Genomic DNA, 14,942 nt, shown 5'->3' on the forward strand with positions numbered 1-14,942 from the left:
AGGCTATACCGCCGCATAGCGTCTCCGTATTACCTGATGACCCGTGGTTCCGGTCATGATCGAGGAACCCCTTCCCAGTGCCTCTGGGCCGCTCAGCAGACGGATGGCTCACCATGACGGACGACCTCACCTTCAGCATCACCAGGACCCGGTTCGACGAGGACTACTCCCCCTCCGACAGCTCCCGGTTGACGACGAACTTCGCGAACCTCGCGCGCGGTGAACGGCGGCAGGAGAACCTCCGCAACGCGCTCGGGATGATCGACGGGCGGCTGAACGAGCTGGCCGGCGCCGCTGGGTCGTCTGCGGTGTCGAGCGCGACCAGTGACCGGTACCGTGCCGAGCTCGACATCGTGTCGGTGTCGATGGAGTTCGTCGACGAGGGCGCTGCGGAGCGCTTCCCGCTGCTCGAGATGCTCGACGTCACGATCGTCGACCAGCACACCGGTGAGCGCCACCACGGGATCCTCGGCAACAACTTCTCGTCGTACCTCCGCGACTACGACTTCTCGGTGCTGCTGCCGTCACTGCCGTCGCTGCCGTCCGACTTCGGTGTGTTGCACGGGGTCCTCTTCCAGCGATTCCTCTCGTCGTCGGCGTTCGGTTCCCGGTTCACGACGGAGCCCGTCGTCTGCATCAGCGTCTCGACGAGCCAGACCTACCGGCAGACGGGGTTCGTCCACCCGGTCCTCGGCGCCGAGTACGACCACGAGCACTCCTCGCTCACCGACGACTACTTCGGCCGGATGGGCATGCGGGTCCGGTACTTCCAGCCCGCCGGAGCCTCGGCCCCGCTCGCGTTCTACTCGCGCGGCGACCTGACCGCGGACTACTCCGACCTCCAGCTCATCGGCACCATCGCCACGATGGAGACGTTCCAGAAGATCTACCGCCCGGAGATCTACAACGCGAACACCCCCGCCGGCGCGACCTACCGCCCGACCCTCGAGCACACGGACTTCACGGTGCCGCCGGTCACGTACGACCGTGAGGAGCGCAGCCGCCTCGGCGTCACCCAGGGCCGGTGGACCGAGGAGCACCTCGTGACACCGCACCGCGCGCTGCTCGCCCGGTTCGCCGCCGACGCCGCCGTCGCTCTCTGACTTCCCTCTTCCCCGACAGGACCCGCACTCGCATGACGTCTCTCCTCCCCACTTCCATCGTCGGCAGCCTGCCGAAGCCGTCCTGGCTCGCCGAGCCCGAGCGCCTCTGGTCGCCCTGGCTGCTCGAGGGTGCGGCGCTGGCCGAGGGCAAGCAGGACGCCCTCCGCTCTGCCGTCCACGAGCAGGAGCACCGCGGCATCGACATCGTCAGCGACGGCGAACAGACCCGGCAGCACTTCGTCACGACGTTCATCGAGCACCTCGACGGGATCGACCAGCAGCGCAAGGAGACCGTCCGGATCCGCGACCGCTACGACGCCGCCGTCCCCACCGTCGTCGGCGCCGTGAGTCGCCCCGCCCCGGTGTTCGTGGACGACGCCCGCTTCCTGCGCACCCAGACCGACCGACCGATCAAGTGGGCACTCCCCGGCCCGATGACCATGATCGACACCCTCTCCGACCAGCACTACAAGTCGCGCGAGAAGCTGGCGTGGGAGTTCGCCACGATCCTCAACGAAGAAGCCCGGGAACTCGAAGCGGCCGGGGTCGACATCATCCAGTTCGACGAGCCCGCCTTCACCGTCTTCCACGACGAGGTGCAGGACTGGGGCGTCGCCGCACTCGAACGTGCCGCCGAGGGCCTGCACACCGCCGAGACCGCCGTGCACATTTGCTACGGCTACGGCATCGAGGCGAACAACAAGTGGAAGGAGACGCTCGGCGCCGAGTGGCGGCAGTACGAGCAGTCGTTCCCGCTCCTCCAGCAGTCCTCGATCGACATCGTCTCCCTCGAGTGCATCCACTCCCACGTGCCGCTCGACCTCGTCGAACTCATCCGCGGCAAGAAGGTGATGCTCGGCGCGATCGACGTCGCCACCGAGACCGTCGAGACCCCGGAGGAGGTCGCCGAGGTGCTGCGTCGAGCGCTCGAGTTCGTCGACGCGGACAAGCTCATCCCGAGCACCAACTGCGGGATGGCGCCGCTGGCACGCGGTGCTGCGCTCGCGAAGCTGGGGGCGCTGTCCGCCGGGGCGAACATCGTGCGGGCCGAGCTGGTGGGCGCGGCCGTGCCGGCCGGCCGCTAGCACGACGCGTCGCGCTCGTCGCGTCGGCCGTTCGGTCAGCTTGCAGAGCGGCCGGGAGGCGCGGCTGCTGCCCGGCGGTGACGTCGCGCTGGTCCTGGCGCCACGTCGTCATCCCCACCGGCCGCTCCGAACGCCCAGTACGGGACGCCTGTCCACACCGGGGCCGCGAGCATGAGCCACCACGCTGCCGGCCCCAACGTCGACGAGGCCAGCCCCACCAGGATCACCCAGCTGACGGCGAGCACGGCGACGAAGCCGGCGGTGACCGCGCACGCAACGCGCGCCTTGCGTCGGTCCTCGGCGAGTGCAGACATCGTCGAAGCCGCGAGGAACACCGCTTGGAGCGCACCAACGACGATCGCCGCCACTGACGGATCTTCGTACCCGCTCGGTTCGCCGTCCGGGCCGAACGTCGTGGCGATCCGGGCGGGTAGCCGGCCCCACCAGGCGCACGTGACCGCGCCGGCGCCGGCCATGGGAAGCGCCGCCGCGACGATCGCGAGGACGGTGCGGCGCGAACGGACAACGGCGCGCCGTCGTCGCGTCATGCTGCGAGCTCCTGCTGGATGAGTGCCGTGGCAATTCCATCGGCGGCGTGCGGGGCTTTCGCGAGCGCGTGGACCACCGCGGTGATCCCTCGAACGTTCACGATGGACGCCCCCGCCGCCCGGACCTCTCCGTTGATCCACGTCGTTGCTCCTTCACGCCGCCAGCTCACCGACCGCAGCCGGTCCGGGCCGGACTCCAGCACCCAGTCGGCGTAGCGGCAGAGGTCCTCGAACGTCGACCACATCCCGCCAGCAGCTGCGAACGACGAGTTGCCGAGATCCCAGGGCCGCACGGGACGCCCGAACAACTTCGGGACGGCGCGCTCGGTCGACGGAGGCGCCAGCGTTGCCGACCTCACTCCTGCAGGCTCGAGGACGTGCTCCCGAGCAGCAGCGAACCAATCGCCGTGCACCCTGTCGAGGACCGCTCCGAGGACGGCGTACCCGAGGTTCGAGTACACGTACTGGCCACGATGGCCGGCCGATACCACGAGCGCCAGGTCCAGCGGCACGCCGACCGCCTGGTGGTACGGATCGCCGAAGACTCGATCCCGCATCGTTGCCGGCAGCCGAGGCAGTCCCGACGTGTGGTGCACGAGGTCAGCAACGGTCATGTCGGGATCGGGCACGTCGGGCAGTTAGTGCACGACCGGCTGTTCGACATCGAGCGTGAGCACGGCCGTCGCGCCCACGACCCCCTTGGTGATGCTTCCCCACTCGATCAGCGACGCATCGGCGTAGGGCCCGCGGGGCTCGCGGACCACACGCCATCCGTCGGCCGTCCGGAGACTCGCACGCCAGAATCCAGAGGCATCGAACGGACTTCGCACCGTGCTCCTCCTCGGGAAGTTGACTGCTCGCCGGTGAAACATTACCGTTCGACACCATGGGAGGAGCAATGGTGTTCGCGTTGTCGCTCGAGATCGGCGCAGCCGCCCTGGTGACCTGGCTGACCTGGCGCGCTGCCACCGGAACACTCGCCCGGAACGATCTCGCGGGCGTCCGGACGCGGCTGACGATGTCCAGCGACGCCGCTTGGCGCATCGGCCACCGCGCAGCGCTGCGGCCGACCGTGATCGCCGGAGCCACCAGCGTGCTGTGGTGCCTGGTCAGCATCGCCATTCCGGTGCTGCGGCACCCGATATCGGTGCTCGTGGCCGCGATGGTCCTGCTCGTCGGAGCACTCCTGTCCATCCCCGCTGCGCACCGTGCCGTCCGCCGCGGTTCGTCCTGCGACGAACCGCTCTCGTCGCCCTGAAGCATCAGGCGTACGGCGTTGACTACGCCCATGATCGCCGAGAGCCTCATCCGCCGGGTCGAGACCGCGACGGTCCGTGATCGCAGCGGTGCGTCGATCGGCAAGGTGACACAGGTGTTCCCCTTCGATGAGGACGGAAGCGCCGCCTACGTCAGCGTCGCAACGGGGGTGCTCGGGAGGCACCAGGCCCTGATCCCGGTCGAAGACGCCACCCTCGACGGCACGGACCTGCACGTCGGGTACACCAAGGAGGCGATCAAGGACGCGCCGGTCCTCGGAACCGGACACACTCTTTCCCTGGTCGAAGCGAATGCTGTTCGCAAGCACTACGGACTGTCCGCCGTCGGCGCAGCAACTGGAGACATGGGCGACCCGCACGAGAACCTCGATGAGGCCGGGACCGGTCCGGCTGGCTCAGACGACACCGAGGGCGCCGGGACAACGCCGCCGGAGTGACGGCGGCCAGGGCCGCAGCCGAATCGCGTGGTGGTCCGCTCATCGATGTCAATCCGGCGATCGTGCGGTCAGGGCGATCGCTTGGGGGATGCCGTGTGCCTCCGTGAGGGAGTACGTCACTTCGACGCTCGCCAACCTGCCGCCATCGTTGACGACAGGCAGCACCTTGGTCGGAGGCTCGTTCCCGACGAGGGCGGGCACATCGTGCATGGTCACGGCTGGCGCAGCGCCTGGTGACGACACTGCGAAGCTGCCACACCCGCACTCGCAGTTCGCCGCGACGAGCATCACCGACGCTTGCGACCGGAGTGCATCCGCACTCCTCCTACGAGTAACGCCGGCAAGAGCATCCACGATCGCTCGTTCTCGAGCGCTGGGCGCACGAAACGGCTCGGCTGCGTCTCCTGCGCTCCGCGTGCTCATCTCCGCGCCCGCCAGGACACGACGACGCCGCACAGCACGTAGACGCCGAACAATCCCGCGAGCACACCCCAGACGGCAACGCTGCCATCTGCGCGGTGAGGCGAAAGCAGCGTGATCGCGCCAACAGCGACCGCAAACAACCCGATGATGGTCGGCGGAACGAGGTTCCCCTTCATCCTGAACATGCGGCGCTCCTCTCCCGCGGGGACGACGGGTGTGTCCGAAACGATCGCGAGCGGTGCATCGATGCAACCAGACCGAGCGGCCGGCGTCCGATCACCGATCGGAAACCTGTCACGGATGGAGGCGGGCACGGCGGTACGCCACTGCGGAACACACCAGGATGACCACGGCACAGACGAGCGTGATCCATCCGAACACACCGGAGGTGCTTCTCGAGAGAAGCACGATGGAGACTGCACCGAACACGAGTCCGAGCAACAGGAACACCACCCAGAGCACGTTCGTTCGACTCATGCGACGAACCTAGCTGTCGAGTGTCACCGAGGTTCGTACACCGCGGTTCGTGAAGCACTGGCTGGCTCGTCAGAGGAGCGGCGGCCCCAGCCCGAAGATCAGGAAGATTCCGCCGAGGACCGTGGCGAAGAACGTCACGGTCACGACGACAGCGGCGACGACCGCGATCACCGTGATCAACAACGTCAGCAAGCCGACCAGACCGACGGCGCGGATTGCGTTGCGGGGCGCCGGAACAGTTTCCTCGCCCTCCGTGAACAGATCGGCCATGCTGCGGGGCGGCTGGTCGTTCATCCGACCAGGCTACGTCGCGTCCGTTCCTGTCGAGCGGACGACCTTCTCGTCGACCAAGCTTCCGAAGGGACGCCGCGCTCAGCCTCGAAGGATCAACGCGAGGAGCAATCCGGCCGCGACCACACCGGTGAGCACGAAGCCGAATCCGAGGTATCTCGTTCGCTCGGGAGTGAGCTGACCTCCCCAGAACTCGCCTTGCACCTTGCGCGAGAATCGAGCGATCAGCTCGGGGAAGCTGAGGAGGATGCCGCCCCAACAGAGGAAGATCACCGCGGCCAACCCCAGCCAGAGCGCACTCACTGGGCGAACGTTACTCGTGCACAGTTCCGCAAACTGATCAGCAAGGAGACGGTTACCGCCAGCCTCCGAGACGTCGGCGGCCCACTGCTGGGAGTGGCACCCAGTCCCCCGACTTGCATCGTCAGGACAGAGACTTCAGCTCACTGTGGTCGGCGGCAGCCCTCGGCAGCGTCCAACACGTGGACCCAGGACTCATGCTGGTCCTCCGCAAAACGCTCTGGCTGGCGGTGTCCCGACAGCCCGTCGCCTCAGAAACCAGCCAAGGCGGGGACGCCGATTGTGCCCCATCGTCTTCAGGACAAGATTGTGAGGAGCCGGTTCCCGAAGAGTGCTGCGTAGCGTCCCTGCCTCCCCAGGATCTGCTTCACGTGGTCGGCGATCCGTGGGAGTCGTTGAGCGAAATCGTCGAAGCCGGACAGGATCAGGACGAGGCCCGTCTCGGTTCCGTCCCACCCGTAGTTCGCCACGGCTACGTCTGACATGCAGTCGTCGAGCGCGTCCAGGTTCCTCCCGAAGTGGCTGGGGAACTGCAGGGCCGTCGCGAAGGCGATGTGCATCTGCATGCCTTCTCTCCATGCCCCGGCGTCCAGCTCGATGACCCGATAGCCCTCGCGCCGAAGCCACGTCTCGCCATTGCGCAACGCAGCATCGCCTTGCAACCTCCGCACGAATCCGTCGCGGGCAATCTCGAAGTCCAGCCTGTTGCCGAGGATGTCGTCGTTGGAGAACACGGGCACGCTCGAACCGTAGTACGTGAGGAGGCCCTAGGACAGCCGCGACCGATCTCGCAGAAAGAGCCGTCGCTGCCCATCAACGTCTCCGATGGAGATCCTGTTGGCCGTCCGACAGCCGGTCCGCACCGAACACAGCTTCTTGCAACGCACGCAATGCGACTGCCGTGTCGCAGATAGCCCGACCGAATCGAATCTCGATGAAGTTCCGCTCTCCGACCAGTCGGCGACCGCGCCCCTGAACGACGAACGCCCCGCTGGCCGAAGCCAGCGGGGCGTTCCCACGAGTCAGCCCGGGATCAGAAGTCCCAGTCCTCGTCCTCCGTCACGACGGCCTTACCGATGACGTACGACGAGCCCGACCCCGAGAAGAAGTCGTGGTTCTCGTCCGCGTTCGGGGAGAGCGCCGACAGGATCGCCGGGTTCACCTCGGTGAGCTCCTTCGGGAACATCGGCTCGTACCCGAGGTTCATGAGCGCCTTGTTCGCGTTGTAGTGCAGGAACTTCTTGACGTCCTCGCTCAGCCCGACCTCGTCGTAGAGGTCCTGCGTGTACTGCGTCTCGTTCTCGTACAGCTCGAAGAGGAGCGAGAACGTGTAGTCCTTGAGCTCCTGACGCTCGGCCTCGGTGACCTGCTCGAGACCCTTCTGGTACTTGTACCCGATGTAGTACCCGTGCACGGCCTCGTCGCGGATGATGAGGCGGATGAGGTCGGCGGTGTTCGTCAGCTTCGCCCGCGAGGACCAGTGCATCGGCAGGTAGAAGCCGGAGTAGAACAGGAACGACTCGAGCAGCGTCGAAGCGACCTTGCGCTTCAGCGGCGATTCGCCCTGGTAGTAGTCCATGACGATCTGGGCCTTCTTCTGCAGGTTCGGGTTCTCCTCGGACCAGCGGAAGGCTTCGTCGATCTCGGGCGTGGACGCCAGGGTCGAGAAGATCGACGAGTAGCTCTTGGCGTGCACCGACTCCATGAAGGCGATGTTCGTGTAGACGGCTTCCTCGTGCGGGGTGATCGCGTCGGGGATGAGCGACACGGCGCCGACGGTGCCCTGGATGGTGTCGAGCAGCGTGAGGCCGGTGAAGACCCGCATCGTCATCGTCTGCTCGGCCGGCGTCAGCGTGTTCCACGACTGGACGTCGTTCGACAGCGGCACCTTCTCCGGCAGCCAGAAGTTGTTGACGAGACGGTTCCAGACCTCCACGTCCTTGTCGTCCTGGATGCGGTTCCAGTTGATCGCCTGGACCCGATCAATGAGCTTCAGCTTCTCGACCAACGCACGTTCCTTTGATTACTGACTGACGAAGATGCGGACTGGAGGCGCGGTGCGGGGCCGCCCCGCGCCTCCAGTCCGGAGGGTGATCGCGTGAGCGATCAGAGCATGCAGCTGACGCAGCCCTCGACCTCGGTGCCCTCGAGGGCGAGCTGGCGCAGACGGATGTAGTAGATCGTCTTGATGCCCTTGCGCCATGCGTAGATCTGGGCCTTGTTGATGTCGCGCGTGGTCGCGGTGTCCTTGAAGAACAGCGTGAGCGACAGACCCTGGTCGACGTGCTGCGTGGCAGCGGCGTAGGTGTCGATGATCTTCTCGGCACCGATCTCGTACGCGTCCTGGTAGTAGTCCAGGTTGTCGTTCGTCATGAACGGCGCCGGGTAGTAGACGCGACCGAGCTTGCCTTCCTTGCGGATCTCGATCTTCGACGCGATCGGGTGGATCGACGACGTCGAGTGGTTGATGTACGAGATCGAACCGGTCGGCGGGACGGCCTGCAGGTTCTGGTTGTAGATGCCGTGCTCCTGGACGGACGCCTTCAGCGCCTTCCAGTCGTCCTGCGTCGGGATCGCGATGTTCGCGCTGGCGAAGAGCTCCGCGACGCGGGCGGTCGCCGGCGTCCACGCCTGGTCGGTGTACTTGTCGAAGAACTCACCCGACGCGTACTTCGAGTCGCGGAAGCCGTCGAAGGTCTCCCCCGTCTCGATGGCGATGTTGTTCGAGGCGCGCAGGGCGTGGAACAGCACCGTGTAGAAGTAGATGTTCGTGAAGTCGATGCCCTCTTCGGAGCCGTAGTACACGCGCTCACGAGCGAGGTAGCCGTGCAGGTTCATCTGGCCCAGGCCGATGGCGTGCGACTTGTCGTTGCCGTCCTCGACGGAGCGGACCGACGAGATGTGCGACATCTGCGACACCGACGTGAGGCCGCGGATGGCCGTCTCGATGGTCTTGCCGAAGTCCGGCGAGTCCATCGTCAGCGCGATGTTCAGCGATCCGAGGTTGCAGGAGATGTCCTTGCCGATCTCCTTGTACGAGAGGTCCTCGTTGAAGGTGGTCGGCGTGTTCACCTGCAGGATCTCCGAGCACAGGTTGGACATGTTGATCCGACCCTTGATCGGGTTGGCCTTGTTCACCGTGTCCTCGAACACGATGTACGGGTAGCCCGACTCGAACTGGATCTCGGCGATGGTCGTGAAGAAGTCACGCGCCTTGATCTTCGTCTTCTTGATGCGCGAGTCGTCGACCATCGCGCGGTAGTTCTCGGAGATCGGGACGTCGCCGAACGGCATGCCGTAGACCTTCTCGACGTCGTACGGCGAGAAGAGGTACATGTCCTCGTTGTTCTTCGCGAGCTCGAACGTGATGTCCGGCACGACGACACCGAGCGACAGCGTCTTGATGCGGATCTTCTCGTCCGCGTTCTCGCGCTTGGTGTCGAGGAACTTCATGATGTCCGGGTGGTGCGCCGACAGGTAGACGGCACCGGCACCCTGACGCGCACCGAGCTGGTTCGCGTAGGAGAAGGAGTCTTCCAGCAGCTTCATCACGGGGATGATCCCGGAGGACTGGTTCTCGATCTGCTTGATCGGGGCGCCGGCCTCACGGATGTTGGAGAGCAGCAGGGCCACGCCGCCGCCGCGCTTCGAGAGCTGCAGCGAGGAGTTGATGCCGCGCGAGATCGACTCCATGTTGTCCTCGATGCGGAGGAGGAAGCAGGAGACGAGTTCGCCGCGCTGGGCCTTCGCGGTGTTGAGGAACGTCGGGGTCGCGGGCTGGAAGCGGCCGGCGATGATCTCTTCCACGAGGTCGATCGCGAGCTGCTCGTTGCCCTGCGCGAGGCCGAGGGCGGTCATCACGACGCGGTCCTCGAAGCGCTCGAGGTACCGCTTGCCGTCGAACGTCTTGAGCGTGTAGCTCGTGTAGTACTTGAACGCACCGAGGAACGTCTGGAACCGGAACTTCTTCGAGTACGCCAGGTCGTTGAGCTTCTGGATGAACTCGAGCGAGTACTGCTCGATCGTCGCGGCTTCGTAGTACTCGTTCTCGACCAGGTAGTCGAGCCGCTCCTTCAGGTTGTGGAAGAAGACGGTGTTCTGGTTGACGTGCTGCAGGAAGAACTGCTTGGCGGCCTCACGGTCCTTGTCGAACTGGATGTTCCCGTCCGAGTCGTAGAGGTTGAGCATCGCGTTGAGGGAGTGGTAGTCCATCCCCGTCTGCGGCGACGTCAGATCGACGTCTGCAACTGCTGCGTCCAAAATGCTTCCAATCCAGTGGTGACTGCGTGCACGTCGTCAGGCGTGCCGAAGAGCTCGAAACGGTAGAGGACGGGGACGCCGCACTTTTGTGCGATGACGTCCCCCGCGAGGCCGTAGGCCTCGCCGAAGTTCGTGTTGCCGCCGACGACCACACCGCGGATGAGCGATCGGTTGCGTTCGTCGTTGAGGAACTTGATGACCTGCTTCGGGACCGCTCCCTGCCCGTTGCCGCCCCCGTAGGTCGGCAGCACGAGGACGTACGGCTCGTCCGCGTGGAGGAACGGGTCGTTCGGGTAGAGCGGGATCCGATCTGCCGGCAGGCCCAGCTTCTCGATGAAGCGGGCCGTGTAGCCGGACACGCTCGAGAAGTAGACGAGGCGACTCATGTGCGCTCCCTGGTGAGAGGTGCGGACAGCAGATCAGGGGTAGGTGTGTTTCCGGCCCCTACGGGGCCGGAAACACACCTAGTGGATCACGCGAGCTCGGCGCTGAGCGTCGCGATCTTGTCGGGACGGAAGCCCGACCAGTGGTCGTCGTCGGTCACGACGACCGGGGCCTGCAGGTAGCCGAGGCTCTTGACGTGCTCGAGGGCTGCCTCGTCCGTGGAGACGTCGTGCACCTCGTACTGGATGCCCTTGTTGTCGAGGGCCCGGTACGTCGCGGTGCACTGGACGCAGGACGGCTTGGTGTAGACGGTGACGGCCATGATCTCCCCTGTGTTCTCGGCCCGTCGAGCGGGTCGTTCAGTGGTGCTGGTGGTTGTGCTGCTGTGGTGCTTCTGAAGCCTGCCGGGTCTCGCAGAGAGCGAGTGCTGCGCCCGCAGAGAGCGGGTGCGAACCGGTGACTCGATACTACATCTAGTGGCCGACACCGGGACCGACCACAAGAGAAAGTGTTACAGCCGTGTAGTTCTCCACAACGCCCTCCACAGTGTGAACAGTCGGGAGAGGCCCGTGATTCCGCCAGTCTGACCCTCGCCACCGACACTCCTCCACACCTTGTGGACACATCCCTCCACGCCTGTGGGCAGAACACGATCGGCGTGTCGCGGAGCCCGGCACCTGACCGTGCACAGGTGCCGTCCGTGCACACCTCCCCGACCGGGGGACAGGCCGTCCGTCCGGTCCGTACACTCCTCTTGTGAGTACGTACGGGCCCCTGCTGAAGACCCCCGGCGTCGGTCGTGTCATCGCCGCGCAGCTCACCGCCCGCTTCCCGTTCGGGATGCTCTCGCTCGCGTACCTGCTCCACGTCGAGCACGTCTTCGACTCGTACGGCGCGGCCGGACTCGTGCTCGCCACGACGAGCATCGGGCAGGCGATCGCGGGCCCGCTCACCAGCCGGTGGATGGGCAGCTGGGGCATGCGTCCCGTCCTGATCCTCACGAGCATCGTCGCGCTCGCGAGCATGGGCGTCGTCGGGTTCGTCCTGATGCCGCTCTGGGGCTACGTCGTCGTCGGGTTCATCGGCGGGCTGGCGGTGCCCCCGGTCCAGCCGGCCGTGCGCACCATCTACCCGAAGATGGTGACCTCGGCGCAGCTCACGCCACTCTTCTCGCTCGACGCGAGCGCGCAGGAGCTCATCTGGGTGGCCGGCCCGGTCATCACGACCTTCGTCGCCACGCAGATCGGCACCGTCGAGGCAATCGTCGTCGCGATGGCGTTCCTCGTCATCGGCGGCGTGTGGTTCATCGCCTCCCCCGAGCTCGGCCGCGTGCGCATCCCCCGCTCGAAGCGGGCGTTCGGCGTCGTCCTGCGCCGCCCCTCGGTCGTCGTCGCCACCCTGACCGGCCTCCTCCTCATCGGAGCGTGTGCCGCGGTCGAGGCCAGCGTGACGAGCGTGTTCGGTGAGGGCAGTCCGAACGCCGGCATCGTCCTCGCGGTGTTCGCGATCGGCTCACTCGTCGGCGGGCTCGCGTTCGGCCACCGCCCGATCTCGCCGAACACCCTGTGGACCCGCATGACGATCGTCTTCGTCGGCCTCGCCCTTGCGGTCGGTGGCACGGACTTCTGGTGGCTCTGCCTGGCGCTCCTCATCGCGGGTGGCGGCATCGCCCCGGCCCTCGCCGTGATGTTCGGCTCGGTGTCGGCGACGGTGAAGTTCTCCGACACCGCCGAGGCCTACGGCTGGATGGGCACCGGCCAGCTCATCGGCGCGGCTGGCGGTTCCGCTGTCGCCGGGTTCCTCATCGACCTGCACGGCCCGACCGGCGGACTCATGGTCGGCGCGGGCATGGCGCTGGTCGGCGTCCTGCTCCCGCTGGCGGCGAAGCAGTGGCTGCCCGACCTGCGTGGCCGCGACGCGAGCCCCATCCCCGACACCGAGCCGGTCAACCTCCCCACCTAGTCCGGACCTCCCCCGCGAAACGCGCGCGTTTCGACACCGCACACGTCGATCGACGCGCGTGACGTCGATCACGTGGTGCGAACAGCGGCCGGGAGGCACGACGCGCGCCCGCCACGATCGGCAGGATGGGTGCATGGTCACCTGGCCCCATGCGCACGGCACAGACCGTCCGGAAGGCGTGATTCAGTGCACCTTTGACACGAGCTGACGACGACTCCGCTTCCCGTCGCGGCGCTTCGGCCGGAGGGCGCGGACGGCCTTCCACGGAAGCGGATCTCCGACTCGCCACATGACGACCAGCAGGACACCGAGCATCGACACGAAGAAGGTGATCAGTCCGAGCACGAGCGCGAAGACGAGATGCATGAACACGGCGAGCGCAAGAGTCATGAGCCGCGTCTTGCGCTGCCGTGCCGCGAGAACGGCGAAAGCGAGCACGTACTCCACCACGATCACACCCCAGGTCGTTGCATGGAGCAGCGGCGCTTGCATGAGAGCTACTCCGAGAAGATCGCGCACCTCAGGACGCGCTCCGAAATTAGGCTGCTGCATCCAGTACCACAGCGCACTTCCGTCCGCCCAGATGGGGTGCACCTGTTTGACTGTGGCAGCCTCGAGGTACACGTAGGAGACCTGTACGCGAAGCCCGAGCAGGAACACCTGTGCCGGGATGTGCGACACCGACGGTCTTGCGGTGCCTCGTGGTGACCAACCGTGCAGCCGACGGTCCGTCGCGCACACCAGCACCAGGACCGCGCTGGTCGTGGCGACAAGGAAGTCCCCGCCTTCGATGCCAACGGTGTTCGACGCCACCGTGAACGCGGCGTAGGCATGCATGGGCGCGGCGACGATCGGCACGAGACCGAGCAACGCAGGCATGCACAGGAGGATCAACAGCCACCGAACTTGCTCCGCCGATTCCGGCGGTACCAGGCAGAAAGCACCGAGCGACGCGAGGTTGTCGCAGGAGGTCGGAGACAGGCCCGCGTTCAGCGGATCGTGCAACAGCACTTGAGCGCCGTTGACTGCGAGCACCATCACCGTGGACAACGCGAGGATCGAGCGAGCCACAGTGAGCTGCAGCCCGTGAGGCGATCGTTCCCAGTGCCGAGCAATGGAGCGAGCCACATTCTCCACGACGCTCATCAAGGCGAGCATGCGATTCGCACCGGGAGGACGGCACCGGGCGGCGTCGCGCGGAACGGAGCGAACGACACTGGTATCGGAGGTTGACGGATGAGTGCTACCTCCCCGCAGAGCAAGTCCGTGGAGGTGTGCAGCCTCACTCGCGGTGCGGTCCCGAAGTCTTCGGCCGCCAAGCAGGACCCTGGCCTCGATACCGACTCGCACGGGGTCCAACGAGGATCAGCCGGCAGGCTCTCCAGGACCACGGCAAGGTCCTGATCGAAGTTGCGAGAGCCTCGCGACAAGCCGAACAAATTTCCGCTCGACGACGTCAAGTTGCCCTCTCGCACCACCCATCGCCCACGCTCGAACCGCGCGGTCCGCACGATGTCTTCTCGCGCGTCTCGAGTGAAGAATCCCCATCCTTGGCGGAACAGCTGCGCTACTGGTTGCCCGTCGAGCCGATGCCCTGCAGGGTCACTGACCGTTCGGGGTGCCTTGTTCCCGAGGAACGAGAGAAGCGCGACGGTCACGCAGCACATGACCGCAGCGCCGGCAACACCGATGCTCACGGCTGGCCGGCGGCTACTCACGACTCCGCGAAGACCGCCGCCACGCGGGCAGCCACCTCAGTCTCGACCAAGCGCGGGTACTCCACAGCGATTGCCGCAGCGTCCGACGTCGGCAGCCCCCCGCTCGAGGACCGGCTGGAGCGAGAGTTCCAAACGCCGTTGTTGGTCCAGAGACCGTTCTGGTTGACAACCATGTTCACGTTCCCAGCGACGTTGAAGTTCACCGCGGCGATCGCGGTGCCCACGGCGATGGCGAGGACCACCGCGGCAGCACAGACAGTCGGACCGCACACCTTTGGTGTGTTCGGGGTCGGCGCCGCCGTCACGGCCTCGGGATAGAGCGCCTTCAGGGATGCCGAAAACCCGTCGCGCAAGGTCGAGAAGCCGTCCAGCGTTCGGTACGGGTCTCCAGACTTGAGGTCTCGAAGAGCGCTCTCAGTGCGCCGGTCGGGTACTGCGAGCATGTCGGCAACGACCCGGTCAGACAGCGTTGCGTAGTGCTGCAACTCTGCCTCGTCGAGCGAGGCCGGGAGGGCGACATCCGTCTCGATCTCCCGCGCGAACGACCCTTGCCCGAACACGACGCCTCGGACGATCTCCTCGTCGGACCAAGACTTCGTCGTACTCGCCTGGGCGATGCCGACGCCTCCTGCGATCACGGTGGCAAAGAGGGCGATTGACGCGGCGATTGCTTTCAT

At 66.1% G+C, this 14,942-nt stretch carries 19 protein-coding genes; 5 read left to right on the forward strand and 14 right to left on the reverse strand.

Annotated elements, in window-relative coordinates:
* Positions 1-113: 113 nt before the first annotated feature.
* Together ACRQ4C_RS14980 and ACRQ4C_RS14985 are read left to right on the forward strand one after the other, a co-directional pair.
* Positions 114-1,103 carry a putative oxygenase MesX gene (locus tag ACRQ4C_RS14980; RefSeq protein WP_439689232.1) on the forward strand — a complete coding sequence of 330 codons (990 nt, stop codon included), beginning with the start codon at positions 114-116 and terminating at the stop codon, positions 1,101-1,103.
* Between the two features lie 32 nt (positions 1,104-1,135).
* Positions 1,136-2,188, forward strand: coding sequence for a methionine synthase (locus ACRQ4C_RS14985; RefSeq protein WP_439689233.1), 1,053 nt, complete (start codon positions 1,136-1,138; stop codon positions 2,186-2,188).
* A gap of 35 nt (positions 2,189-2,223) precedes the next feature.
* Here the strand turns inward: ACRQ4C_RS14985 and ACRQ4C_RS14990 are convergent, their stop codons facing one another.
* Both ACRQ4C_RS14990 and ACRQ4C_RS14995 read right to left on the reverse strand, forming a co-directional pair.
* Positions 2,224-2,736 (reverse strand): hypothetical protein, encoded by a 513-nt coding sequence (locus ACRQ4C_RS14990; RefSeq protein ID WP_439689234.1) that lies wholly within the window; start codon positions 2,734-2,736, stop codon positions 2,224-2,226.
* Positions 2,733-3,350, reverse strand: coding sequence for a serine hydrolase (locus tag ACRQ4C_RS14995; protein WP_439689235.1), 618 nt, complete (start codon positions 3,348-3,350; stop codon positions 2,733-2,735). The genes ACRQ4C_RS14990 and ACRQ4C_RS14995 overlap by 4 nt, the downstream gene beginning before the upstream one ends.
* Positions 3,351-3,622: 272 nt before the next feature.
* Here ACRQ4C_RS14995 and ACRQ4C_RS15000 point away from each other — a divergent pair, with 272 nt between their 5' ends.
* Positions 3,623-3,994 (forward strand): SdpI family protein, encoded by a 372-nt coding sequence (locus ACRQ4C_RS15000; protein ID WP_439689236.1) that lies wholly within the window; start codon positions 3,623-3,625, stop codon positions 3,992-3,994.
* 30 nt (positions 3,995-4,024) lie between these two features.
* Complete coding sequence (locus ACRQ4C_RS15005; protein ID WP_439689237.1) at positions 4,025-4,450, forward strand: hypothetical protein; 426 nt, start codon at positions 4,025-4,027, stop codon at positions 4,448-4,450.
* A gap of 419 nt (positions 4,451-4,869) precedes the next feature.
* Here ACRQ4C_RS15005 and ACRQ4C_RS15010 read toward each other — a convergent pair whose 3' ends face one another.
* The 9 genes from ACRQ4C_RS15010 to nrdH form a co-directional block, all read right to left on the reverse strand.
* A complete protein-coding gene (locus ACRQ4C_RS15010) occupies positions 4,870-5,058 on the reverse strand; it encodes a hypothetical protein (protein WP_439689238.1) in 189 nt (62 codons plus the stop codon).
* 109 nt (positions 5,059-5,167) lie between these two features.
* Positions 5,168-5,350, reverse strand: coding sequence for a hypothetical protein (locus ACRQ4C_RS15015; RefSeq protein WP_439689239.1), 183 nt, complete (start codon positions 5,348-5,350; stop codon positions 5,168-5,170).
* A 69-nt stretch (positions 5,351-5,419) separates the two neighbouring features.
* Positions 5,420-5,644, reverse strand: a complete 225-nt coding sequence (locus ACRQ4C_RS15020) for a hypothetical protein (protein WP_439689240.1) — start codon at positions 5,642-5,644, stop codon at positions 5,420-5,422.
* Between the two features lie 78 nt (positions 5,645-5,722).
* The gene (locus tag ACRQ4C_RS15025) at positions 5,723-5,944 is read right to left on the reverse strand and encodes a hypothetical protein (protein ID WP_439689241.1); all 222 of its coding nucleotides are present in this window, start codon (positions 5,942-5,944) and stop codon (positions 5,723-5,725) included.
* Positions 5,945-6,237: 293 nt separating this feature from the next.
* The gene (locus tag ACRQ4C_RS15030; protein ID WP_290133835.1) at positions 6,238-6,681 is read right to left on the reverse strand and encodes a barstar family protein; all 444 of its coding nucleotides are present in this window, start codon (positions 6,679-6,681) and stop codon (positions 6,238-6,240) included.
* A gap of 293 nt (positions 6,682-6,974) precedes the next feature.
* A complete protein-coding gene (gene nrdF / locus ACRQ4C_RS15035; protein ID WP_022904486.1) occupies positions 6,975-7,949 on the reverse strand; it encodes a class 1b ribonucleoside-diphosphate reductase subunit beta in 975 nt (324 codons plus the stop codon).
* A 98-nt stretch (positions 7,950-8,047) separates the two neighbouring features.
* The gene (gene nrdE / locus ACRQ4C_RS15040) at positions 8,048-10,153 is read right to left on the reverse strand and encodes a class 1b ribonucleoside-diphosphate reductase subunit alpha (protein WP_439689242.1); all 2,106 of its coding nucleotides are present in this window, start codon (positions 10,151-10,153) and stop codon (positions 8,048-8,050) included.
* 17 nt (positions 10,154-10,170) lie between these two features.
* The gene (nrdI, locus tag ACRQ4C_RS15045) at positions 10,171-10,587 is read right to left on the reverse strand and encodes a class Ib ribonucleoside-diphosphate reductase assembly flavoprotein NrdI (RefSeq protein WP_439689243.1); all 417 of its coding nucleotides are present in this window, start codon (positions 10,585-10,587) and stop codon (positions 10,171-10,173) included.
* An 86-nt stretch (positions 10,588-10,673) separates the two neighbouring features.
* Positions 10,674-10,907 carry a glutaredoxin-like protein NrdH gene (gene nrdH / locus ACRQ4C_RS15050; RefSeq protein WP_022904483.1) on the reverse strand — a complete coding sequence of 78 codons (234 nt, stop codon included), beginning with the start codon at positions 10,905-10,907 and terminating at the stop codon, positions 10,674-10,676.
* Between the two features lie 434 nt (positions 10,908-11,341).
* Between nrdH and ACRQ4C_RS15055 the strand changes: the two genes are divergently transcribed.
* On the forward strand, positions 11,342-12,547 hold the full coding sequence (locus ACRQ4C_RS15055) for an MFS transporter (protein ID WP_439689244.1): 1,206 nt from the start codon (positions 11,342-11,344) through the stop codon (positions 12,545-12,547).
* Between the two features lie 183 nt (positions 12,548-12,730).
* On the opposite strand, the gene ACRQ4C_RS15060 is transcribed toward ACRQ4C_RS15055, so the two are convergent.
* From ACRQ4C_RS15060 to ACRQ4C_RS15070, 3 genes are read right to left on the reverse strand one after another with little or no spacing between them, the layout of a single operon-like run.
* Entirely contained in the window at positions 12,731-13,693 is a 963-nt protein-coding gene (locus ACRQ4C_RS15060; protein WP_439689245.1) for a hypothetical protein, read from the reverse strand.
* Positions 13,693-14,214 carry a hypothetical protein gene (locus ACRQ4C_RS15065; protein ID WP_439690916.1) on the reverse strand — a complete coding sequence of 174 codons (522 nt, stop codon included), beginning with the start codon at positions 14,212-14,214 and terminating at the stop codon, positions 13,693-13,695. Before ACRQ4C_RS15065 ends, ACRQ4C_RS15060 begins: the two co-directional genes overlap by 1 nt.
* Before the next feature lie 47 nt (positions 14,215-14,261).
* Positions 14,262-14,942, reverse strand: coding sequence for a hypothetical protein (locus ACRQ4C_RS15070; RefSeq protein WP_439689246.1), 681 nt, complete (start codon positions 14,940-14,942; stop codon positions 14,262-14,264).

The organism is Curtobacterium sp. SP.BCp (assembly GCF_051903255.1).
In the GTDB taxonomy this organism is placed as follows: domain Bacteria; phylum Actinomycetota; class Actinomycetes; order Actinomycetales; family Microbacteriaceae; genus Curtobacterium.